This window comes from Kitasatospora sp. NPDC001664 (assembly GCF_053596675.1).
Genome location: NZ_JBSFGS010000035.1, coordinates 24883 through 46953, shown reverse-complemented (window position 1 = coordinate 46953; position 22071 = coordinate 24883). Strand labels below are relative to the sequence as shown.

The 22071-nt window shown below is 74.7% G+C and carries 19 protein-coding genes; 13 read left to right on the top strand and 6 right to left on the bottom strand.

The genetic code is table 11. The features are described 5' to 3' along the window. Positions 1 to 177: 177 nt before the first annotated feature. Both ACWCYY_RS34635 and ACWCYY_RS34630 read left to right on the top strand, forming a co-directional pair. Positions 178 to 1095, top strand: a complete 918-nt coding sequence (locus tag ACWCYY_RS34635; RefSeq protein ID WP_449798281.1) for an alkaline phosphatase family protein — start codon at positions 178 to 180, stop codon at positions 1093 to 1095. A 114-nt stretch (positions 1096 to 1209) separates the two neighbouring features. Beyond that, entirely contained in the window at positions 1210 to 2229 is a 1020-nt protein-coding gene (locus tag ACWCYY_RS34630) for a TolB family protein (RefSeq protein WP_449798280.1), read from the top strand. 29 nt (positions 2230 to 2258) lie between these two features. Here ACWCYY_RS34630 and ACWCYY_RS34625 read toward each other — a convergent pair whose 3' ends face one another. Then, a complete protein-coding gene (locus ACWCYY_RS34625) occupies positions 2259 to 2936 on the bottom strand; it encodes an NAD(P)H-binding protein (RefSeq protein WP_449798279.1) in 678 nt (225 codons plus the stop codon). A gap of 128 nt (positions 2937 to 3064) precedes the next feature. On the opposite strand from ACWCYY_RS34625, the gene ACWCYY_RS34620 reads away from it, so the two are divergent. Next, the gene (locus tag ACWCYY_RS34620) at positions 3065 to 4264 is read left to right on the top strand and encodes a hypothetical protein (protein WP_449798278.1); all 1200 of its coding nucleotides are present in this window, start codon (positions 3065 to 3067) and stop codon (positions 4262 to 4264) included. Between the two features lie 89 nt (positions 4265 to 4353). On the opposite strand, the gene ACWCYY_RS34615 is transcribed toward ACWCYY_RS34620, so the two are convergent. Next, complete coding sequence (locus ACWCYY_RS34615; protein WP_449798277.1) at positions 4354 to 7653, bottom strand: tetratricopeptide repeat protein; 3300 nt, start codon at positions 7651 to 7653, stop codon at positions 4354 to 4356. A gap of 107 nt (positions 7654 to 7760) precedes the next feature. Here ACWCYY_RS34615 and ACWCYY_RS34610 point away from each other — a divergent pair, with 107 nt between their 5' ends. After that, positions 7761 to 8675 (top strand): hypothetical protein, encoded by a 915-nt coding sequence (locus ACWCYY_RS34610; protein WP_449798276.1) that lies wholly within the window; start codon positions 7761 to 7763, stop codon positions 8673 to 8675. Between the two features lie 73 nt (positions 8676 to 8748). Continuing rightward, on the top strand, positions 8749 to 9129 hold the full coding sequence (locus ACWCYY_RS34605; protein ID WP_345282324.1) for a hypothetical protein: 381 nt from the start codon (positions 8749 to 8751) through the stop codon (positions 9127 to 9129). Here ACWCYY_RS34605 and ACWCYY_RS34600 read toward each other — a convergent pair. After that, positions 9122 to 10687, bottom strand: coding sequence for an alpha/beta fold hydrolase (locus ACWCYY_RS34600; protein ID WP_449798275.1), 1566 nt, complete (start codon positions 10685 to 10687; stop codon positions 9122 to 9124). The genes ACWCYY_RS34605 and ACWCYY_RS34600 overlap by 8 nt on opposite strands. 70 nt (positions 10688 to 10757) lie before the next feature. Here ACWCYY_RS34600 and ACWCYY_RS34595 point away from each other — a divergent pair, with 70 nt between their 5' ends. Next, positions 10758 to 11693 carry a MerR family transcriptional regulator gene (locus ACWCYY_RS34595; protein WP_449798274.1) on the top strand — a complete coding sequence of 312 codons (936 nt, stop codon included), beginning with the start codon at positions 10758 to 10760 and terminating at the stop codon, positions 11691 to 11693. 155 nt (positions 11694 to 11848) lie between these two features. Here the strand turns inward: ACWCYY_RS34595 and ACWCYY_RS34590 are convergent, their stop codons facing one another. Together ACWCYY_RS34590 and ACWCYY_RS34585 are read right to left on the bottom strand one after the other, a co-directional pair. Further along, positions 11849 to 12895, bottom strand: coding sequence for an acyltransferase family protein (locus tag ACWCYY_RS34590; protein WP_449798273.1), 1047 nt, complete (start codon positions 12893 to 12895; stop codon positions 11849 to 11851). A 62-nt stretch (positions 12896 to 12957) separates the two neighbouring features. After that, a complete protein-coding gene (locus ACWCYY_RS34585) occupies positions 12958 to 13263 on the bottom strand; it encodes a hypothetical protein (RefSeq protein WP_449798272.1) in 306 nt (101 codons plus the stop codon). A gap of 487 nt (positions 13264 to 13750) precedes the next feature. On the opposite strand from ACWCYY_RS34585, the gene ACWCYY_RS34580 reads away from it, so the two are divergent. From ACWCYY_RS34580 to ACWCYY_RS34570, 3 genes are all read left to right on the top strand, one after another. Then, positions 13751 to 16357: a tetratricopeptide repeat protein gene (locus ACWCYY_RS34580; protein ID WP_449798271.1), complete on the top strand. Its 2607-nt coding sequence runs from the start codon at positions 13751 to 13753 to the stop codon at positions 16355 to 16357. A 139-nt stretch (positions 16358 to 16496) separates the two neighbouring features. After that, the gene (locus ACWCYY_RS34575) at positions 16497 to 17270 is read left to right on the top strand and encodes an SDR family NAD(P)-dependent oxidoreductase (protein WP_449798270.1); all 774 of its coding nucleotides are present in this window, start codon (positions 16497 to 16499) and stop codon (positions 17268 to 17270) included. Positions 17271 to 17321: 51 nt separating this feature from the next. Further along, positions 17322 to 17666: a hypothetical protein gene (locus ACWCYY_RS34570; RefSeq protein WP_345282312.1), complete on the top strand. Its 345-nt coding sequence runs from the start codon at positions 17322 to 17324 to the stop codon at positions 17664 to 17666. 21 nt (positions 17667 to 17687) lie between these two features. Here the strand turns inward: ACWCYY_RS34570 and ACWCYY_RS34565 are convergent, their stop codons facing one another. Beyond that, positions 17688 to 18257, bottom strand: a complete 570-nt coding sequence (locus ACWCYY_RS34565; RefSeq protein ID WP_345282310.1) for a helix-turn-helix domain-containing protein — start codon at positions 18255 to 18257, stop codon at positions 17688 to 17690. A 153-nt stretch (positions 18258 to 18410) separates the two neighbouring features. Between ACWCYY_RS34565 and ACWCYY_RS34560 the strand changes: the two genes are divergently transcribed. The 4 genes from ACWCYY_RS34560 to ACWCYY_RS34545 are packed head-to-tail and all read left to right on the top strand — an operon-like array spanning position 18411 to position 22066. Beyond that, entirely contained in the window at positions 18411 to 19181 is a 771-nt protein-coding gene (locus ACWCYY_RS34560) for an ABC transporter permease (protein ID WP_345282308.1), read from the top strand. Continuing rightward, on the top strand, positions 19178 to 19906 hold the full coding sequence (locus ACWCYY_RS34555; protein ID WP_449798269.1) for an ABC transporter ATP-binding protein: 729 nt from the start codon (positions 19178 to 19180) through the stop codon (positions 19904 to 19906). The genes ACWCYY_RS34560 and ACWCYY_RS34555 overlap by 4 nt, the downstream gene beginning before the upstream one ends. 28 nt (positions 19907 to 19934) lie before the next feature. Beyond that, positions 19935 to 20924, top strand: coding sequence for an ABC transporter substrate-binding protein (locus ACWCYY_RS34550; RefSeq protein WP_449798268.1), 990 nt, complete (start codon positions 19935 to 19937; stop codon positions 20922 to 20924). Positions 20925 to 20956: 32 nt separating this feature from the next. Then, complete coding sequence (locus tag ACWCYY_RS34545; RefSeq protein WP_345282302.1) at positions 20957 to 22066, top strand: aryl-sulfate sulfotransferase; 1110 nt, start codon at positions 20957 to 20959, stop codon at positions 22064 to 22066. The last annotated feature ends 5 nt before the right edge of the window (positions 22067 to 22071 follow it).

The window sequence follows — 22071 nt, the reverse complement described above, 5'->3', positions numbered from 1 at the left end:
GAGTCGTCCCCACGACCACCCGGACGGCCGCCCCCGGGCCCCGCGCAGGCTTTACCAGACCATGTACTCCGTTCTTCCTTCCTTCACCCGCGCAGCGGGTACGCGTCAACTGCAGCGCCCTAGGGTTACGCCCGCTCTCACCCCGTGCACCGTCACCCCCTCACCAGGAGACCGGCCATGACTGCTCCTCAGGCTCCGCAGGACCAGCAGACCGCGCAGCCCCCCAAGCGCACCCGGCGCACCCTCACCGCCATCGGCAGCGCCGTCGCGCTGGCCGCCGGTTCGCTCGGCGTCTGGGCCGCCACCGGCACCGCCGCCCGGGCGGCCGCGCTCCCCGCCCCGGACCACATCGTGGTCGTGGTGATGGAGAACCACGCCTACACCCAGGTGATCGGCAGCTCCAGCGCGCCGTACATCAACAACACCCTCAAGGCGGGCGGCGCCAACCTCACCCAGTCCTTCGGCCTGACCCACCCGTCCGAGCCGAACTACTACATGCTGTTCTCCGGCTCCAACCAGGGCCGCACGGACGACAGTTGCGTGGGCGTCGGCTCGATCTCGGCACCGAACCTGGCCTCCGAGCTGATCGCCGCCGGCAAGACCTGGAAGAGCTACAACGAGGGCCTGCCGTCCCAGGGCTCCACCACCTGTTCCAGCGGCAAGTACGCGCAGAAGCACAACCCGTGGTTCGGCTTCTCCAACGTGCCGACCAACACCGCGCTCACCATGACGCAGTTCCCGACCGACTACACCACGCTGCCGAAGGTCTCCTTCGTGGTGCCGGACCTGTGCAACGACATGCACGACTGCTCGGTCGGCACCGGCGACACCTGGGTCAAGAACAAGCTGGGCGCGTACGCGACCTGGGCGCAGACCCACAACTCGATGCTGGTCGTCACCTTCGACGAGGACAACCGCCTCTCGGGCAACCGCATCCCGACCGTCTTCTACGGCCAGCACGTCACCCCCGGCAGCTCCACCGCCACCACCTACAACCACTACAGCGTGCTGCGCACCCTGGAGGACCTGGCGGGCCTGTCCACCCACGCGGGCAACGCCGCCTCCGCCACCACCATCACGGGCATCTGGAACTGACGCCCCGCCGTGCCGCCCCGGGCGCCGGCCCGGGGCGGCACACCCCCGTACCGCCGACCTCCGACCTCCGACCTCCGACCGCTGACCTCCGACCGCTGACGAGGTGTCACCCGCATGACGCGTACCACCCGCCTGCTCGTCCTCCTGTTCGCCGTCCTGCTGCTCGGCGGGGTGGGCACGGGGGCCGTCCTGTACGCCGCCGACCGCGCGGACCGCAAGGACCAGGAGCAGGTCGGCGGCCCGCCCGTCCGCCCGGGCACCGTCACCCTGGCCGGCGGCCAGGGGCAGCTGCTCTTCCGCAACCTGGCCTGGGGGCCGCACCGGGACGAGATCGTCACGGTCCCGGCCGGTGAGCCGGGCTCCACCCGCACCTCCTCCGGCCTCAAGTGCCTGCGCTTCCACGCCGCCGCCGGGACGGGCATCTGCCTCCAGGCCGTGCACGGCACGCTGGACGACACCTACCGCGCCGTCGTACTCGACGACAGGCTGCACGAGCTGCGCTCCTTCCCCGCCGCCGGCATCCCCTCCCGAGCCCGGGTCTCCCCCTCCGGCCGGCTGGCCGCCTGGACCGTCTTCGTCAGCGGCGACTCCTACGCGGGCTCAAACTTCTCCACCCGGACCGCGATCGTGGACACCCGTGACTGGCGGTTCGAGTCCAACCTGGAGGAGTTCGCCTTCCTGGTGGACGGCCGGCCCCAGCGCGCCTCCGACCTCAACGTCTGGGGCGTCACCTTCGCCGACGACGAGCACTTCTACGCCACCGTCGCCACCGGCGGCACCACCCACCTGGTCCGGGGCGACCTGACCGCCCGCACCCTGACCTCCCTGCACCAGAACGTCGAGTGCCCCTCGCTCTCCCCCGACGGCACCCGGGTCGCCTACAAGAAGCGCGTCCCCGGCGCCTCGCCGGACGCCCCCTGGCGCCTGTACGTCCTCGACCTGGCCACCATGGCCGAGACCGCCACCGCCGAGCAGCGCAACATCGACGACCAGGCCCTCTGGGCCGACGGCTCCACCCTGGTCTACTCCCTCCCCGGCGAGTACGGCGCCGACCTGTGGACCGTCCCCGCCGACGGCACCGGCGCCCCCGCCACCCTCGCCGCCTCAGCCGTGGCCCCGGCGTACCTGCGCTGACGGTCGGCGGAGGCGAGGCCGATGCTCCGTCAGCGGCCCTCGGTGGCGGCCCGGTTGATCTCGGGACTGCGCAGGACGTGCTCGCCCGCGCCGTTCCGTCCGGCGACGGCGATCATCGCGCGGGCGATGTTCTCGGTGGTGGTCACCCGGCCGGGGGCCAGGCGGCGCAGCAGCGGGAAGAGCAGCGAGAGCACCGGGTAGAGCCGCCGGTAGGCCGGGGTCCTGGAGACCTCACCGTGCACGGCGTGGATGTACGCCGGGCGGAACATGTAGGCGTGGAAGTCCATCGCGAGCAGCTCGTTCTCGGTGCGGCCCTTCACCCGGGCCCACATCAGCCGACCCTGCTCGGTGCTGTCGGTGCCGTCGCCGGAGACGTAGACGAAGGTGAGTGGGGCGTCCGGCCGCACGGGCAGCGCGCGGGCGGCGGCGAGCGTGTAGTCGTGGGTGATCCGGCGGTACTCGTCCTCCCGCTTGCCGGCCGAGGTGACGCCCAGGCAGAAGAAGCAGGCGTCGACGTCCGCGAACTCCCGCTCCAGGGAGCTGAAGTCGGTGAAGTCGGTGTGCACCAGCGAGGTCAGCTTGGGGTGGCTCACCTCCAACGGCCCGCGCACCACGGCCTGCACGCCGGTGACCCGGTCGTCGAGCAGGCACTCGCGCAGGACGCCCTGCCCGACCATGCCGGTGGCGCCGAAGAGCAGCACGTTCACGGGGTTCTCCGTCCCTTCCCAGGTGGTGGCCCCCAGTCTGCCCGGTCCACGGCCCGGCGCCCGCCGACGGGGCCGACGGCCGGCAATCAGGTGGCGGCGGCCTCGCCGACCGGGCATCGTGCGGGCCGATGACTGACGACGACACGATGCCCTACCGCCCCGTCAACTCGCTGGCCGGCATGCTGCAACGCGGCCACGGCAGTGGCGCCCGGTCGGCACTCGGCCACCCGGACCACGCCGCGCCGCTGGTCCTCGACATGATCCGCAGGGACTGGCGCTGGGACTCCACCGACGACCGCGCCCTCTACCTCGCCCGGCTGGTCCGCGACCTGGCACTTCCCCGGGGCCCGATCGCCGCTCTGCTCGGGGAGGACGATCAGCAGACCGAACGGGCCTGCGAGGTCCTGGAGTTGCTCGCCCTGGACGGTGACGGGGAGGCCCGGGAGGCGCTCCGCTCGTACGTCCGGGCGGGGGCGCACTGGGTACCGGTGCTGGAGTCGCTGGCCGGCCGGTGGCCGGTCACCTGGTGGGAGGAGTTCGGGGAGGTCGCGCGGGAGCGGATCGGCGCTCACCCCGATCCGCTCTGGATGACCGAGCCGTGGGCCCGGTTCGGCATCCCGACGGAGCGGTGTGCGGCGCGTCCGGCGGCACCGGACCTCTCCGGGCCGGCCGACGGCGAACTCCTCGCCCTGCTCGCCACCGGGGCCGGGGACAGGACGGCCTCCCTGCGTGAACTCGCCCGCCGCGCGCCGACGGAGGAGCTGCTCCCGCTCGTCCCCTCGCCGGCCACCCCGGACGGCCGGCGCCCGCTCCCCCTGCTCCGCCGGGCCGTCGACCGCCTCGGCCCGGCGGCCGTCCCGGCGGCGCGGCGCTGGGTGGGCGACGAGCGGCCGTGGTTGGCCCGGCTCGGCGCGGACGTGCTGGCCGATCACCTGGGCCCCGAGGTGATCCCGCACCTGGTGGCCCAGCTGGCCGAACAGCGGGCGGCCCGCGCCTGGTGCGGGCCCGATCTGACGGCCCGGCGGCTGGCCCGGTTCGGGCCGGAGGCGGCCGGCGCGGCGGCGGACCTCCGGTGGTTCTGGCTGCGCACCCCGCACTCGTACGAGCGGGCCGCCTACCTGGAGGCCCTGGCCGCGATCGTCCCGGCGGGTCTGCAGCAGGGGTACCTCCTCTCGCTCTGGGACTGCGAGGAGGCGTCCAGGCTGCTGGGCGTCGCCCGCGCTCCGGACGGTCCCGAGGTGGCGGCACGGCTCGCCGAGCTGCGTGACGACCCGATGGAGGAGCCCGAGGTGCGGGCCTCAGCCCGGGCACGGCTGGCCACCCCCTGACTCTCCCGAGATTTTGCCGCCGCCCTTGCCCTGCTCCCCCTGGCTCCTACTCCTGGCCGCTCACCGTCGCCGCCCCGTAGGGCACCGCGTCAGTCGTCCGCACGGGCCGCGACCGCGGCCAGGCGCTCGCGGGTGGCACGGGTCTGCGGGTGGTCGGCGCCGCTGCGGGCCTCCTGGGCCGGGACGGTCACCCGGAGGAGTTCGGAGGCCTCGTGGAGGGAGGGGCCGCCGAGGAGGGTCAGCAGGTGGCCGAGGCGGGAGGCGGCGTCGAGCGTCTCGGGGTGGTCGGGGCCGAGGGCGCGGGTGCGGCCGGCCACCACGGCGCGCAGGAGGGTGACCCCGTCCTCGGGGGCGCCGTCCAGGGCCGTCCACCAGCCGAGGCCGAGCCGGAGGGTGAGCAGGTCGGGGTGGTCGCCCTCGCCGTGGTGGGCGAGGAGGACGCGCTGGACCTCCGCCAGCTCGGCCCGGGCGCGGCCGGTGTCCCCCAGGTCGCCGTGCAGCCAGGCCGCGTACTGCCGCGAGGTGAGCACCGCCGGGTGCTCGGGGCCGACCACCCGCTCCTGAACCCGCATCAGTTCGTCCAGCAGCTCCAGCGCTTCGGTCCGCCGCCCCACCTCGCCCACCAGCCGGGCGACGTACTGGCGCACCAGGAGCGTGTCGGGGTGCTCCGGCCCCTTGTGGCGGACGACCTCGGGCAGCAGCTGCCGGTAGGCCTCCAGCGCCTCCCGGTGGTGGCCCGCCTCGTAGGTGAACTTGCAGATGTTCATCCGGCTGTAGACCACCTGCTCGTGGTCCTCGCCGAACTTCGCGATCCGGTCCCGCAGCAGGACCCGGTGCCGCTCCAGCGCCTCGTGCGGCCGGCCGAGCCGCCCGTACCAGTAGGCGATGTAGTGGCGGGACTCCAGGACGTCCTGGTCCTGCGGTTCCAGGCAGCGGAGCTGGTCGGCGAGGAGTTCCTCGTGCATCCGCAGGCTGTCGGCCATCTCCCCGCCGCGGCCGGTCCAGTAGGCGAGGTGGTGCCGGGTCTCCAGGGTGCGGCGGTCGTCGGGGCCGAGCACCCGGGTCTGGTCGGCGAGCAGGGCCCGGTGCAGCTCGACCGCCCGGCGGAAGTGGGCGGCCTTCCCGGTGGCGTAGGCGATCCGGTGGCGGCTCTCCAGGACCTCCTCGTGGTCGGGGCCGAGCACCCGGATCTGAAGCGGCAGCAGCTCCTCGTACATCGCGCGGGAGCGGGCGTAGAGGCCGGCCCGCCCGGCCCAGTAGGCGGCGGCCTGCCGCGCCCGGAGGGTGACGGGCGAGTCCGGGCCGGGGCGGCCCGGTTCGGAGAGGCGGTCGCACCAGGCCAGCCAGCGTTCGGAGTTGACGGTCGCGTCGGGCGAGCGGCGGCGGGTCAGGACCTCCAGGACCCTTTCGTACTCGCCGAGCTCCCAGCAGTGCCGGGGCTCGGCGTCCTCGGCGTAGGCGTGCAGCGGGTCGGTGGCGTCGTGCTGGTCCATGGGAGCCAGTGTGGCAATCGCGCGGACCAGGGCGTGGTGGCCGCGCGCGGGTCGCACGTCCGGTTCGTGGCGCAGCAGGTGCTCCAGCAGCGACTGGTGGTGGATGCCCAGGTACTCCTGCACCTCCGCGTCGGGCACCCGGTCGAGCAGGCCCGGCAGCAGGGCCAGCAGGGCGTCGAGCGGGCCCCGGCCCGCCCCGGCGGCCGGGTCGGCCGGGGCGGCGAACTCGGTGGGGTCGGCGAAGTCGGCCAGGTCGGCGAGGGCCGCCTCCAGCAGCGGCCGGGGCAGCGCGGGGCCCTGGCCGGCGGCGCACAGCACGTCCAGCAGGGCGTCGACCCCGGCGGGGTCACCGTCCGGGGCGAGGCGGCGGGCCCGGTCGAGGTCCGCGTCGTACAGGGCGTGTGTGGTCGGTGCCTCGTCCGCGCTGGGCCCCGAGGCGGCCAGCAGCGCCGCCAACTGCCAGTGACCGGCCGCCTGGTGGCGGATGAGCCGGCGGTCCCCGGCCGACCAGGCCGAGTGCGCCTCGACGAAGGCCTCGATCTGCGCGTCCGAGGCGGCGGCCATCGCCACCGGGTGCCAGGGGCCGGGCAGCGGCAGGCCGGTGCGCGCGGTGGTGATCACCCCGAACCAGTCCGGCGAGTCGGCGACCAGCACGCCCAGGCTCTCCAGCAGCCGGGGCGCGGTGCCGGGCCCCAGCTGGTCCAGGGCGTCCACCACCACGCGCACGGGCCGGCGCACGGCCATCCGCGCCAGCGGCTCGGTGACCAGCCGTCGGATGCCGGGCAGGGCGTTGCGCTCCAGCTCCGGCACCTCCTGTTCGAAGGCGGCGACCGCGGCGGCGAAGCCCGGCAGGTAGGCGGTGAGCTGGCGGCGCAGCTCGTCGGTCACCCGCTGCTCCAGCGAGACCTCGGACAGCTGGACCAGTCCGACCACCGTGAACTCCGGTTCCTTCAGCAGGAGTTCGGGCCTGCACAGCGCCGCCGCCAGCACGCTCTTGCCCTGCCCGCTGTGCCCGACCAACACCACCGCGCGCCGCTCGGCCAGCACCTCTACCGTCCGCTCCAGGGCCGACGAGGACTGGAACAGCCGCAGCTGCGCCAGCTGGGCCAGACCGGCCGGGGAGGCCGCCAGCAGGCTGAACGGCCGCAGGTGCGCCGCGTTCCGCGCCACCCAGACCAGCCCCTGGGGCCCGGCCGCCGGGCTCGCCAGGCCGGTGTGCCCGGCGCTCTGCGGCTGCTGCCCCGACACCTGGAGGCCCAGCACCCAGCGCAGCCCGTCCGGCTGCAGCAGGCGACCCAGCCTGGCGTGACCGCCCGTCAGCACGCGGTTCAGGCCGCGGACGAACGCCAGGTCATACGCCCGCTGGTCGACTCCGGCCGAGGTGAGCAGGGCGACCTCGCGCCCCCGCTCCACCGAGGCGGGCAGCCACTCGGGCAGGCCCGTGAGCACCGTCGTGCCCGAGTCGCAGGCGTCGACGACCGCCACCAGGCCGAGCACGTCGCCGTGGCGCTCCAGGCCTCGGCGCAGCCCGGTCGGCACCGCGTAGGCGGTGTGCGCGTCGGGCGGGGACGGGCTGTCGAGGACGGGGAACAGGAAGTCGTCGGCCCGTACCGGGTGGCCGTGGCCCACGAAGGCCAGTAGCAGCGTGCCGGGCTCATCCGATCGCTCGCCGCCCGGGGAGGAGCCGCCGGACCCGTCACCGCCGGCCCGGGCGAACGCGGCGTCCACCGCCTCGGCCACCTCCGCGGCCGAGGCCGGGTTCAGCAGCAGGCCGTCGCCGTGCGCGGGCAGGCAGCCGCCGAGGGCCGGGTCCACCAGCGCGTCGCGCAGCGCTTCGGCCTGCTCGGCCAGCCGCGGCAACTCCACGCCCGAGGCCCGCCACTGGGAAGCGATCACCAAGGCATACCGGATCGTCACCGCACTACATCTACAATAGGCGCGCTCGAGAAGCCAGTTGACGGCACGTCAAGGGGCTCGCCGCACCGGTGAAGAGGAGTGTCCCTTTGGCTGAGGTGGTCTTCGTCCACGGCATCGGGCCGGTCGGCCAGAGCGCCGAGGACCTGCTCGCCGACTGGCGCACGGCCCTGGTGGCCACCCTGCGCGGGGCCGAGGAGCACGCACTCGCCGAGCGGCTGGAGGGCGGGGGCACCGACCTCGCCATGGCCTACTACCGCCACCTGTTCCGGCCGTACGACCCCGCCGACCAGTGGGACGTCAAGCTCTCGCCCGAGCAGGCCCGGACCGCCACCGAGGTCGGCGTCGGCCTGCTCGGCGGCATCGAGGAGCACGCCGGCCGGGAGCGCGACCGCGACGAGGCCGCCCGCGAACTCACCGCCTTCCGCACCGAACTCGGCCCCGCCCAGGGCCCGCCCGAGCTGCTCCGCCTGGCCGTCGGCGGCCTCGCCCGCTGCGGGGTGGTGGCCCGGGCCGGCTTCGCCGCGCTCAAGACCGTCCTGCTGCGCGACCTCTCCCAGGTCGCCGTCTACCTCGACGACGAGGACGTCCGCGAACGCGCCGTCGCCGCGCTGCTGGAGCTGATCGGCCCCGACACCCGCGCCGTGTACGCCCACTCCCTCGGCAGCGTGGTCGCCTACGAGGCCGTCCACCGCCTGGAGCACCCGCTCCCCCTGCTGGTCACCTTCGGCTCCCCGCTCGGGCTGCGCACCATCGTCCGCGAACGCCTGCGCCCCCAGCCACCCGCCGTGCCGCCCACCGTGAAGCGCTGGGTCAACCTCGCCGACCGCGACGACTTCGTGGTCGCCCTGCTCAACCTCGACAGGGTCTTCGGCGACGGCACCGGCGTGCTGGAGCCGACCGTCAAGGTCACCAACCCGGGCTTCGACGCCCACGCGGCCACCAAGTACCTCGGCCACCGCCAGGCCGTCGCACCGCTGGTGGAGGCCCTGCGCGGACTCTGACGCGGTGTCAGTGCCGCCTGGTACAACTGTGCCCGGGCCTGCTCCACGGACGGGGCGGGGGGAAGGAGTCGAGATGTCGACGGCGATGCGGCGTTCGATCGCGGCGGCGGCGACCGTGGTGGTCGCGGCGGGGACCGGGATCGTCACCAACGTGGCGACGGACAGCCCCAGCGCGGGGTGGTGGGTCGCGCTCGGGGTGCTGGTGGTGCTCGGGGGGATCCTGCAGGTGTACCTGACGACCTCTTCGGGCGGACCGGTGCCCGTGACCGCCTCCGGACCCGGGTCGATCGCCATCGGTGGCAAGGCGACCGGCGCGTTGAAGACGAAGGTGCGGGGCGCCTCCACCGCCGCCTCCGGCCCCGCCCCGGCTCCGGGCGGGGTCTCGGCCACGGGCGCGGGCACCATCGCGGTCGGCGAGGGCGCCGAGGGCCCGGTCGAGACCGACGTCACCTGAAGCGCACACCGGCCGTCCTGGCCGACGGCGTCGGCGCGGGCGTGCTCCTCACCTGAGCCTGAGCACCCGTCAGCAGGTGGCGCCGGACCGCCGCGTGGGCGTCGGTGACGGCTCGGCGTGACGCCGGGGTCGGGTCGGCCACGTCGAAGGCGTGGCCGCCGGTGGGGTGGTCGATCAGGTCGAGCGGGGTGCCGGCGGCCCGGGCGGCCGTCAGGAAGGCGTCGACGGTGGCGCCGATGGGTGGCTGCTCCAGGCCGGCGCGGGTGAGGACCAGCGGGAGGCCGGGGCCGGGGGTCGGGCGGAAGCGGGGCGGGACGGTGGCCCAGCCGGGGAGCGGGGCCAGGACGGGGTAGCTGAAGGCGACGCAGCGCAGCCAGGCCGGGGGCGCGGCGAGGTGGTCGGCGGCGAGGAGTCCGCCGCCGGAGAAGAACCAGAGGGCGATCCGGTCCGGGTCCACCCGGGGGTCGGCGCGGAGGGTGTCGAGGGCCGTGCTCAGGTCGTCTGCGGCCTGCGGGTAGTCGGTGAGGGCGTGCAGGCGGTGGTCGAGCACGGCGCCGACCAGGCCGAGGCTCGCCGCGTGGGCGGCGTGGCCGGTGTAGAGCGGCCAGTCCCGTGGGGTGGGGCGGGCGTCGGCGGGGAGCGGGCCGCCGTGGACCAGGAGGACGGCAGGGCGGGGCCCGTCCGCCTCCGGGAGGTGGAGGTCGAGCGCGCCGGTGCGGATGCGCGGGCGCGCGGGGACGTCCAGGACGAAGGGCCGCTGGTGGGGCGGGGCGGTGTCGGGAGCGGCCGTGATCCGGTGGCCCTCGTCGGCGGCGGCGCGCAGCAGAGCATCGGTCAGGGCCGGCGGGTCGGAGAGCATCGGCCAGTGGCCGGTGGGGAGTTCGACGAAACCGACCCGGGGGTCGGCGAGGGCGCGCAGGTGCGGCGGGCCGAAGCGGACGGCAGTCTCGACGGTGGCGAGGTCGGTGCCGCCCCCGGCGGTGCAGAGGATACCGGTGGTGGGCCAGGGCGCCGGGTCGCCGCCGAGGCGGAGCGGCTGGAGCAGGGTGGCGGCGGGCTGCGGTGCCGCGTACCGGTCGAGGAGGTCGAGCGCTTCGGGGGTGAGCCCGGCGGTGGAACCCCAGCGGTGCCACTGGTCCGGATCCGGGACGGGGACGGTGGCCGCCGGCCCGCCGGGAGCGGTGAGCAGCTCGCGGGTGAGGTGATCGGGCGTCAGGGCGAGCGCGGTGTCGCCGTCCCGGGGCAGGCCGGCGTCGAGGTGGACGATCCGGCCGATGCGTTCGCGGCGGCGGTCGGCGGCGCCGAGCACGGGGTGGATGGCGTAGCCGTGGCCGACCAGGACGAGCAGCTCGGGGCCGTCCAGGTGGTCGATCTGCTGGACCACGTCCTCGACGTGGGTCTCCAGGTCGGTGCCGGGGCCGGCCAGGTGGCGGCGTTCGCCGAGGCCGGTGAGGGTGAGCGGGTGGGCCTGCGCGCCCGCGCGGCGCAGCAGTTCTGCGGTCTCCCGCCAGATCCAGCCTCCGGTGAAGGGGCCGGAGACCAGGACGAACACCGTCATGTGGGACCTCCTGAGGGACGGTTCGGGTTCGCCGGTACGGTAGGAACTCCCCCTGAGGGAGGTTCAACCCTTGTCCGCTGAAGGCGATGTGTGGAGCATCGGCGAGCTCGCCGAGCGGGCCGGTACCACGGTGAAGACGGTCCGGTTCTACTCCGACCGGGGTCTGCTGCCCGAGGCCGGGCGCAGCTCGGGCGGCCACCGGCGGTACGGGCCGGAGGCCCTGGAGCGGCTGCGGCTGATCCGTTCGCTGCGGGCCCTGGACCTGCCGGTGCCTGAGGTGGGCCGGGTGCTGGAGCACGGGGACGGGCTGACGGCGGGTCTGACGGACGCCATCGACGGGCAGTTGCGGGTGCTGGGCGGGCAGTTGACGGCGCTGCGCTGGCGGGAGGCGGCGCTGCAGCTGCTCCGGGACACCCCGGTCGAACTGCGGGCGGAGCGGCTGCGGCTGGTCGGTGCGCTCTCCGCCCCGCCGGGGACGACGGCACTGGCCCGGTTCTGGCGGGCGGCGCTGCCCGCGCGGCTCTCGCGGCCGTTGGTCGCGGCGGTGCTGGACCACGCCGTGCCGCAGCCGCCCTCCGATCCGTCCCCGGCGCAGGTGCTGGCCTTCGCGGAGCTGCACGCGATCGCGACCGCTCCGTGCGGGGAGGGCGGGCGCTCGGGGACGGTGTGGACGGACCGGGTGCGGCGGCCGGACGTGCTGTACGACGGCCTGTTCGAGGCGTACTCCCTGGCCGTGCCGGAACTGACGGCGGATCGGGCACCCGGCCGGGGAACGGTGTTGGAGCGTTTCGTCGCGGCCCACGCGGAGAGCCGCTCGGAGCCGGACGGGCCCGGCTTCCGGCGGCGCCTGCACGGCCTGCTGTCCGCCGCCACCGATCCGGCGGTGGAACGCTACTGGGCACTGACCACCGCGTTCGCCCCGGCCGGGCGGACACCGACGGTGGGCGCCGCGCACGCCTGGATGCGGGACGCCCTCGCCGCGGACGTGGCGGCCACCGGCGGCTGAGCGACTGAGCGGCTGAGCGGCTGAGCGGCTGAGCGGCTGAGCGGCACGGTCCCGCTGGACGGCACCGGCCCGGCGGGACCGCCCCTGGGGCGGCAGACCACGGTGCGGGTCCTCGGCGGCGCCGTGCCACCGGTGTCACCGCGAGCGGTACCGGGTCACCTCCCCCGAATCAGCCGCTCGGCCGGGCGTTCGACGGCGTGGTGGCAGAGCGCCGCCAGCGCCGTTCCGGCCGCCAGCCAGCAGAGCCAGAGGAGGGCGGACGGCCAGAGGCCGTACCCGGCCTCGCCGTACGGGCCGATGCCGAGGCTGCGGGCGGTCAGGTGCAGCAGCGGGTAGTGCACCAGGTAGAACGCGAAGGACCACTGCCCCAGCAGCACGAACGGCCGCCTCCGCAGACCGAGTTGCGGACGGCCGCGCAACTCGCCGGCTGCCACCGCCGCGATCAGCAGCGCGAAGCCGGGAGCCAGCGCCTGATCCGACCACCAGTGGCCCCACCAGCCGAGCACGCGGCCCGACCAGACGGCCGCCAGGGTGCAGGCGATCAGGCCGAGCGCGGTCGGTGCACCGCAGCGGGGCCGCCACCCGCGGCGCATCGCCAGCGCGGCCGCCACGCCGAGGACGAAGGCCGTGATGCGGTAGGCCGGCAACCGCAGCACGAGGACCAGAACCGGTGTCGGCATCGGCTCCAGCAGGTGGAAGGCCAGCCACCGGTAGACCCAGGCGACGGCTACGGCGGCCACCGCCACGGCCGCCAGGGAGCGGCGGGAGAGGCGCAGTCCGCAGACCACGAGCAGCGGGAACAGCGCGTAGAAGTAGGCCTCGCAGGACAGCGACCAGCTGACCGGGTTGCCCGCAGGCGGCCCGCCCGGCAACCACGCCTCCAGCAACAGCAGGTTGCGCACGACACCCGGCCAGGCCGCCGACCACGCCTCGCCGAGTGCGGGCACGGCGAGCAGCGTGCCGAGCGCGAGCAACGGCCAGACCCGGGCGAACCGCCGGCGGTAGAAGGTGCCCACGGGTGTCCCCGGCCGCCAGGACCAGGACAGGACGAACCCGGAGAGGACGAAGAAGAACGTGACACCACCGTCGGCACACATCTCGGCCAACGAGGACGGCGTGCTCGCCGTCAGTTCCCGGGCGTGGCAGGCGAAGACCGCCAGTGCCGCGAACCAGCGCAGCGCGGTGAGCGACTCCAGTCGCACGCCCGGCCCGGACACCTGGGCGCCCGGGTCTCGGACGACGGCGCCACGAAGGGTGGCCAGGCTCAGCGCGAGCCCGCCTCGGCGGCGACGGTGGCCTGCGGGGCAACGACCGCGACAGTGGCCTGGGGAGCGACGACCGCGACGGTCGCCTGCGGACGCGGCGCAGCGACGGTGGCCTGCGGGCCCACGACCGCGACGGTGGCCTGCGGGGCGGCGACGGTGGCCTGCGGGCCCGGGGCACCGACCTGGGTGGCGCGCGGCTGCGGGCTCGTCGCACCGGAGGCCGACACGTTGCCTGCCAGGAAGCCGAGCGTGGCGAGGGCGGCCGTGCCGACCCCGGCCGTGATCAGACCGGCTTTGATGCGCATGGGAATTCCTCCGTCAGAAGTCGCCGGACGACGGCTCCGGGGCATGGTCCGCCCAGCCATCGCGGCGTGTCGTACACGTATCGGCCCAGGTGAAGGGCGTTTGACCGCAGCATAGTTGATCATCAGGAAGGTTCCCGCGCCATTGCCCGCCCGGCACCGAAGGTCTGCCTGAAGAGGCAGTTCGTCCCGATCCGGGCCCGCGGTGACGGTGGTCCACCGGTCGACGGCCCCGGCCTTCCCGGACGCATGGCGGCCGGGACCCGCGTGGTCACTGCCTTTCCACGGCACGGCTTCTGACGGCATCTCACAGGGGTCAGGTCGGTGGCGGCTGGTAGAACTGGGGCGGGTCCGCTCCAGCGGGCGGGCAGAGGGGGTGCGGGATGACGTCGGGTGTGCGGCTTTCGATCGCTGCGGGTGGGGCGGTCGTGGTCGGTGTGGTCTCGGTGGGCGACGGGTCGACCGGGCCGATCGAGACCGGCGTCGCCGCATGAAGCGTGCGCCGACCGTCCGGGCCGACGGGACGAGCTCGGTCGCGGTGGGCGGGGACGCCCACGGGCCGATCCTCACCAACCCGGTGTTCAACGTCTTCGCCGCGCCGGGGCCGGAGCGGCCCTCGGCCCTCCCCCGCACCCTGCCGCCGCAACCGGCGGACTTCACCGGGCGGGAGGAGGAGATCGGCCGCATCCTCGGCCGGGCCGGCGACCGCTCCGTCAGCGGATCGGGAGACGGCTCGGGAGGCCACTCCGGCGATCGCCCCGGCGGCGCCGCCGGGGACGGCCCCGGCCCGGAGGGGGCGGACCGAGTGGTGGTGATCACCGGCAAGCCGGGGGTCGGCAAGACCGCCCTCGCGCTGCACCTTGCGCACCACCCGGACGGCGACTTCCCCGACGGTCGGCTCTACGCCGACCTGCGCGGCATGGCCGACCGACCGTCCACGCCCGAGGACGTGATGGCCCGCTTCCTGCTCGCCCTCGGCATCCCGCAGGCCGAACTCCCCGGCAATCCGGACCGGTTGCTGGACGCGTACCGGCTGGCGCTGTCCGGCCGCCGCCTGCTGCTGGTGCTCGACAACGCCGCCGAGGAGCAACAGGTCCGCCCGCTGCTCCCGCCCGGGGGCGACGGAGCTCTGGTGCTGGTCACCAGCCGCAGCCGGCTGGCCGGGCTGGAGGGCGCGGACCGGCTCGACCTGGACACCTTCACCCCGGGGACGGCGCTGCGCTTCCTCCGGCAGGTCTGCGGTGCCGAACGGATCGACCGTGACCTGCTCGCCGCCGAGGCCGTGGTCGGCTACTGCGGCGGCCTCCCGCTGGCGCTGCGGATCACCGCCAACCGGCTGGTCACCAACCCCCGGCTGGGCACGGCGGCCCTGGTCCGCGAACTGCGCGACGAGCACGACCGCCTGGAGGCCCTGGAGGCGGGTGACCTGACGGTCCGTGCGGCCTTCGGACTCTCCTACGGCAGGCTGAACAAGGCGGCGAAGAGCACCTTCCGACGGCTGTCCCAGGTGCCGGGCGAGGACTTCGGCCCCGGCGTCTGCGCGGCCCTCACCGGCTTCGGGCTCCGCGAGGCCGCCAAGGCGCTCCGCAGGCTGGCCGAGGCCAACCTGATCGAGCCCGCCCCGGGCGACGAACGCTACCGGCTGCACGACCTGCTCCGGCTCTACTCGAAGGAGCAACTCGCCGAGGAGGGTGCCGAGTCGGTCACCGCCGCCGCCCGGCGGATGTACGAGTGGTACTTCCACGCGGCCGAAAGGACGCTGTGCCACCTCAACGGAATGCCGATGCCGCAGGCCCTCCAGGAGGGCGGTGCACCGGAGATCGCTTCCTCGGAGGACGCCGTCCGCTGGGCCGAGGCGGACCTCTCCGGCGCGATCCCCGCCCTCCGGCAGTTGCTGCGGCTGGCCGCACCCGACAGCGTCGTCAGCTTCGCGAGCGCCTTGGCGGACGTGGGTGAGATGACCGGCCGCTGGCGCGAGTGGGACGAGGCGATCACGGTCGGCCTCGAAGCCGCCGAGCAGGTCGAGAACCAGGACTTCAAGGCCGTTCTCCTGCTGCAGCGAGCCGAACTGGCCCGGGCCCGAAGGCAGTTCCGGGAGGGCATGGAGATCGCCCAAGAGGTCAGCGCCCTCGCCGAGGCCGAGGGCAATGCCCTGCTGCTCGCCACCTCGGACAACCTGGTGGCCCTCCTGTACATGTCCCTCGGGACCCCGGCGCAGGCGCGTCCCCTGCTGGAGCGGTCCCTACGACTGTCGCAGGAGCTCGGAGACCACCGCCTGGCCAGCAGGGTGCTCTTCAACCTGGGCACCGTGCACAGGGCGCAGGGCGACTTCGAGACGGCCGTCGAGTACTTCCGCCGTGACCTCCGGTTCTGCGAGGAGGTGCAGGACACACCGGGCACCGCCGAGGCGCTCAACACGCTGGCCACCACCCTGGTGGAGGTCGGTGACCGGGCGGCCGCCGAGCCCTACCAGCGAAGGGCCCTGGACATCTTCCGGCAGCTCGGCAACGGGTACAAGGAGAGCATGGTCCTCAACGACCTGGCGGTGACGATCCGTCACCAGGGCAGGTACGAAGAGGCGCTGGGCATGCATCTGGCGGACGCCGAGCTCTGCGCCGGTCTGGGGCACCGCTCCGGCGAGGCACTGGCCAAGTCGAACGCCGCGATCGTCCTCACCTCTCTCGGCCGCAACGAGGAGGCGCTTCCGCTCGCGGAGGAGGCCGTCGCCGTGCTCGCCGAGCTCGGTGACGACCAGTGGTTGGTGCAGGGCCTCGGCATCCACGCGGTCGTGCTCTTCGCCGTCGGGGAGGACGACGAGGCGGGGCGGTCGGCCGGGCGTGCGCTGGAGATCCTCGACCAGCACGGGTGGCACAGGGGCCGGGCCGAGCTCCATTTCAACCTCGCGATCGGGTACGACAAGGCGGGCTGCCCCCGAGAGACCCTCGATCATGCCGAAGCCTTCCTCTCCCTGCGGGAACGGCCGTCCGAGCAGCTCCGTACGCCCGCCCTCGTGATGGCCCGTGGGGCCGCCGCCGAGCTCGGCGACGAGGCCAAGGCCCTTCGCTACGAGGAGTTGCTGTCCACCACCGGGCCCTGAGCCTCCGGCGGCCCTGCCGGCCACGGGTGTCCGACGGGCCGTCAGGTCCGTGACGGCCGTGTAGCAGACTGCTGGTGATCAAGGCGGCCGTGCCGGAGCTCCGGGGCGGCCGCCCCGCCGTCCTCGGAGGAGCACCGTCATGACCTTTCCCGCCACCGGCCGCCGCGTCCTGATCAGCGGGGCCTCCCGCGGCCTCGGCCGCGCCGTCGCCCGCGCCTTCGCCGCCAACGGCGACCGGGTCGCCGTCCACTACGGCTCCCGGGAGGAGGAGGCCCGGGCCACCCTGGACTCGCTCGACGGCACCGGGCACGTCCTGGTCGGCGGCGACCTGACCGATCCGGCCGGGGCGGGGGCCGCCGCGGTGGTGGGGGCCGCAGCGGAGGCGCTCGGCGGGATCGACGTCCTGGTCAACAACGCGGCGGTGAACACCCCGCACCCGCCTGCCACCACGCCCTACGAGGACTGGGTCGCCGCCTGGCAGCAGCACGTCTCGGTCAACCTGCTGGCCACCGCCCACCTCAGCCACCTGGCCGCCCGGCACATGATCGACCAGGGCGGCGGCGGACGGATCGTCAACATCGGCTCCCGCGGCGCCTTCCGCGGCGAGCCCGACCACCCCGCCTACGGCGCCACCAAGGCCGCCGTCCACGCCCTCGGCCAGTCCCTGGCCGTCGCCCTCGCCCCGCACGGCATCGCCGTCGCCTCCGTCGCCCCGGGCTTCTTCGCCACCGAACGCGTCGCCGCCCGCCTCGACGGCCCCGAGGGCGCCGCAATCCGCACCCAGAGCCCCTTCGGCCGCGTCGCCACCCCCGAGGAGATCGCCGCCGCCGTCGCCTGGCTCGCCTCCCCCGCCGCCGAGTGGTCCTCCGGCACCATCCTCGACCTCAACGGCGCCTCCTACCTGCGGACCTGACGCCCAGGAATGTCGAAGCGGGCCGGTGTGCACGCATGGCACCCTGACCGGATGGCAGCGGAAACGGAGCACACCACGGCAGCGGGCTGGATCTGGCGCGTCCATCTCCAGGCGTTCCTGGGCCTGGTGGCCCGGTACGTGGGCCACGACTTCGACGCCACCGACTGGCAGGCCGTGTCCGTCGGCCTCGAGTCCACCGACGACGACCTCCCCGATCGCTGGTTCGCCTACCCGTTGGCCGGCACGCGTCACCGGGTGGACGTCCACCTCGCCAACGCCGTCGGAGGTGACGAGGTCTCCGTCCGCGTCCTGGGCTCGACGGACCGAGAACTGGTGCTGCGCGTGGACACGTTGATGGCCGCGTACGCCGCCGCTCCGCCCTGCCGGCCCACCTGACGCCGCCAGGACGGCCGGGGTTCAGGGAGTGGCGATGACCAGGAGGGTGCGGGCGGGGGCCGGGGTGGCGAGGCGGCAGCGGTGGGGGACGTCGCCGCGGTGGTGGGCGCTCTGGCCGGCTTTGAGGGTGAGGGGTGGCTGGCCTTCGACCTCGAGGACGATCTCGCCCTCCAGGACGTAGAGGAAGTCCTCGCCGGGGTGTTCGAACCAGCCGCGTTCGCCGAGACCGGGTTCGAAGTGGTGCTCGTAGGCCTCCATCAGGGTGCTGCTGCCGCCGGGGATGAGGACGCGGGCGATCTGGCCGGCGGCCTCGCTGACGCGGATGACCTGGGGGTCGCTCTCGTGGCTGACGGTGCCGGGGCGCTCCGGCGGGCGGAGGAAGGCGCCCGGGGGGACGTCCAGGGCCTCGGCGATGCGGTAGATCGAGGTGAGGCTCGGGGTGGTGAGGCCGCGTTCGAGTTGGCTCAGGAAGGGCTGGGAGAGTCCGGAGCGGGCGGCGAGCACGGCCATGGAGACGCCGCTCTCCTTGCGGCGGCTGCGGACCAGCCGGCCGACGGCGAGCGCCTCGGGTGCGGGTTCGGGTCGGGACACGCTGGTGAACGTACCCCATCGGTTCCTGACGGCCCGTCGGCCCGGAGAGGTTTCGCACGGCCGCAACACGGCGTTGATAAGTGACGTCAATTATTGACCTCACTTATATCGGCCCCGGCGGACGACGCCGTGGCTCCCCGAGGAGACGTCCGCGTGCACCCCACCGCTTCACCGCCGCTCGCCCGGCTCGCGCCACCCCTGCTGGCCGCGCTCGCCGTGCTGGCCGGCTGGACCGCCCTGGCCGGCTCCGGCGCCCTGGCGCCCGGCCTGCTGCCGACCCCCGCCGCCACCTGGCGGGCGCTTGAGGAGAGCGCCCGCACCGGCACGCTGTGGAGCGACCTCGCCGCCAGCCTCGGCCGGGCCGGACAGGGCTTCGCCCTCGGCGCGGCAGCGGGCTGCGCGCTCGGCTTCGCCACCGGCTACCTGCCCCGGCTGTCCGCCGCCGTGACGCCGCTGGTCTCCTTCCTGCGCCCGATCCCGGCGATCGCGCTGGTGCCGCTGGCCACCGCCTGGTTCGGCATCGGCGAGACGGCCAAGCGCCTGCTGATCGCCTACGCCGTCCTGCTGGCCGTCTGGCTCTACGTCCACGACGGCGTCTCCCGGGTGCCCGCCGCCCACCTGCGCGCGGCCCGTTCGCTCGGCGCGCCGCTGCACCGCCGCTTCGCCGAGGTGCTGCTCCCGGCCGCCGCCCCGGCCCTGCTGGCCGCCCTGCGCTACGGCGCCTCGGTCGCCCTGCTCGCCCTGGTGGCCGCCGAACTGGGCGGCGCCCAGGCGGGGTTGGCGTACCGGCTGCAGGTCGACGGGCAGTTCCTGCGCACCGACCGGATGTTCGCCGGGCTGCTGGTGCTGGGCCTGCTCGGCGTCACCGTCGACCTGCTGCTGGCCGCGCTGGGCCGCCGCGTCGTGCACTGGAGCGCGGCATGAGCCAGTCCATCCGCCTCGACGCGCTGACCGTCGGATACGGATCCCGCCGCCGCCCCACCACCGTCCTCGACGCGACCGAACTCACCCTCCCCGCAGGCTTGTTCACCGCCCTGCTCGGCCCGAGCGGCTGCGGCAAGTCGACCGTGCTGAACGCCGTCGCGGGCTTCGTCCGCCCCACCGCCGGCCTGGTGCTGGTGGGCGGCGAGCCGGTCACCGCCCCCGGCGCGGACCGCGGCGTGGTCTTCCAGCACTACGCGCTCTTCCCCTGGCTCACCGCCCGGGGCAACGTCGAGTTCGCCCTCAAGCGGCTCGGCCTGCCGCGCGCCGAACGCAGGCGCCGCGCCCTCGAAGCCCTGGCCGAGGTCGAGCTGGCCGACGGTGCGGAGAAGTACCCCGCCCAGCTCTCCGGCGGGATGCAGCAGCGCGTCGCGCTGGCCCGGGCGATCGCCGCCGAACCCCAAGTCCTGCTGCTGGACGAGCCGTTCGGCGCGCTCGACGCGCTGACCCGGCCCCGGATGCAGGAGCTGCTCATCCGGCTCTGGCGCCGCACCGGCCCGACGGTCCTGTTCGTCACCCACGACATCGACGAGGCGCTGGCCCTCGCCGAGCGGGTCGTGGTGCTGGGCGGCCGGCCCGGCCGGGTGGTCGCCGACCACACCGACCCGTCCGCTCCGGGGCTGCGCGAGCTGATCTCGCGGCAGCTCGGCCATGGCCACGAAGCCTGAACCCCCCTCCCCCGTAAGGAAGTCCACCGTGCTCCGCAGACCCCGTACGCTCGCCGCCGCCCTGCTCACCGTCCTGTTCACCGCCACCGCGTGCGCGGGGACGGAGCAGCCGACCGCCACCCCCGCCGTCACCATCGCCGGCAGCGACTACCTGGGCGGCGCCCCGGTCTACCTGGCGCAGGACCGCGAGCTCTGGCCGGCCGAGGGCGTCCGGGCCACCCTCCAGTCCTTCCCCACCGGCCGCGACGCGCTCAACGCCGTCCTCGGCGGCCAGGCCCAGCTCGGCGTGGTCGGCGACCTGCCCGCCGTCACCGCCGCGCTCTCCGGGCGCGACCTGCGCGTGGTCGCCGACCTGTCGCGCTTCGCCGACTGGCGGCTGCTCACCCGCACCGACCACGGCATCACCGGCTTCGACCGGCTCAAGGGCCGCAAGATCGGACTGCCGCAGGGCACCAACGTCGAGTACGCGCTCTCCCGGATGCTCGCCTCCGCCGGCCTGACCCCGGCCGACGTCCAGGTGGTCAACCTCGCGCCCAACCAGCTGCCCGCCGCCCTGACCCGGGGCGACGTGGACGCCGGGCTGACCTTCCCCAGCTCCTACGACGCCGTCCGCACCGCCCTCGGCGAGCGCTACGCCGAGCTGCGCTTCACCGGATACACCGCCCGCACCCTGCTGGTGGCCGGCCCCGCCGCCACCGACGACGCCCGCACCACCGCCGTCCTGCGCACCCTGCTGAAGGCCCAGGGCGAACTCACCGCCGACCCGGCCGGTGCCCGCCGCGCCGTGCTGGCCCAGTCCAACGGCACCCTGCGGAGCGGGTACGTGGAGGCCTTCCAGCCCGCCTACGAGTACCGGCCGACCCTCTCCGCCGAGCTGCTCCAGCAGCTCCAGGACGAGGCCGCCTGGGCCAAGGCCGCCCAGGGCCTGCCCGGCTCCGCCGACCGCGCCGCGCTGCTGGCCCGGCTGCACACCGCCCCGCTCGCCGCGGCCGACCCGGCCGCCGTCACCGTCCGCTGAACACCGTCGAACTCCCGTCCAGGAGAAGGAACATGACCGTCGACCAGAACACCCTCCGCCGCCGCGGCCTCGGCCTGCGCGCCCACGACCCCGAGCGCAGCTGGGGCGGCTACACCCTCTACACCCCGATCGCCGGCCCCGGCGAGGTGAAGCTCCTCGACATCCACGGCGAGGCCGTCCACACCTGGACGCTGGCCCACCCGCCCGGCCGCCACGGCCAGTTGCTCCCCAACGGGAACCTCTTCTACCAGGGCAAGGACACCGAGGGCCCCAGCCTCTTCCCGATCTGGGACGTCTACCACGGCGGCATCCTCCAGGAGGTCGCCCCCGACGGCACCGTGCTGCGCGAGGTCCGCCACCCCTTCCACCACCACGACGCCTCGGTGCTGCGCAACGGCAACCTTCTGGTGCTCGGCGTCGAGCCGCTGTCCACTTCCGACGCGGCCCGCATCCGCGGCGGCATCCCCGGCTCGGAGGCGCCGGGCGGGGTGATCTACGGCGACGTGGTGTACGAGCTGACCTGGGACGGCGAGGTGCTCTGGCGGTGGGCCGCGATCGAGCACCTGGACCCCGAACTCACGCCGCTCAACCCGCACTTCGCCCGCGAGCACTGGCCGATGGCCAACACCGTCAACGAACTCCGGGACGGCGGCGTGGTGGTGGGCTTCCGCAGCGCCTCCACCGCCGTCGCGGTGGACCGCGCGGACGGCTCGGTGCGCTGGCGGATCGGCCCGGAGGTGCTGGCCCAGCAGCACTACCCGCACGAGCTGGCCAACGGCAACGTGCTGGTATTCGACAACGGCACCTACCGCGACACCACCTCGGTGCCGTACTCCCGGGTGGTGGAGGTCGACCCCGCCGACGGCCGGACGGTCTGGAGCTACGAGGACAACCCGCCGCAGAACTTCTACAGCCCCTACATGTCCAGCGCCCAGCGGCTGCCCAACGGCAACACCTTCGTGGCCGAGGGCTCCTTCGGCCGGCTCTTCGAGGTGACCCCGGACGGCGACGTGGTCTGGGAGTTCGTGGTGCCCGAGTTCGGGGCCTTCGGACGGGGCGTCGGGCTGGAGTCCTCCCGGGGTGCGCAGAACGCGGTGTTCCGCGCCTACCGGTACTCGGCGGAGCAGGTCCCCTGGCTCTGAGCGCT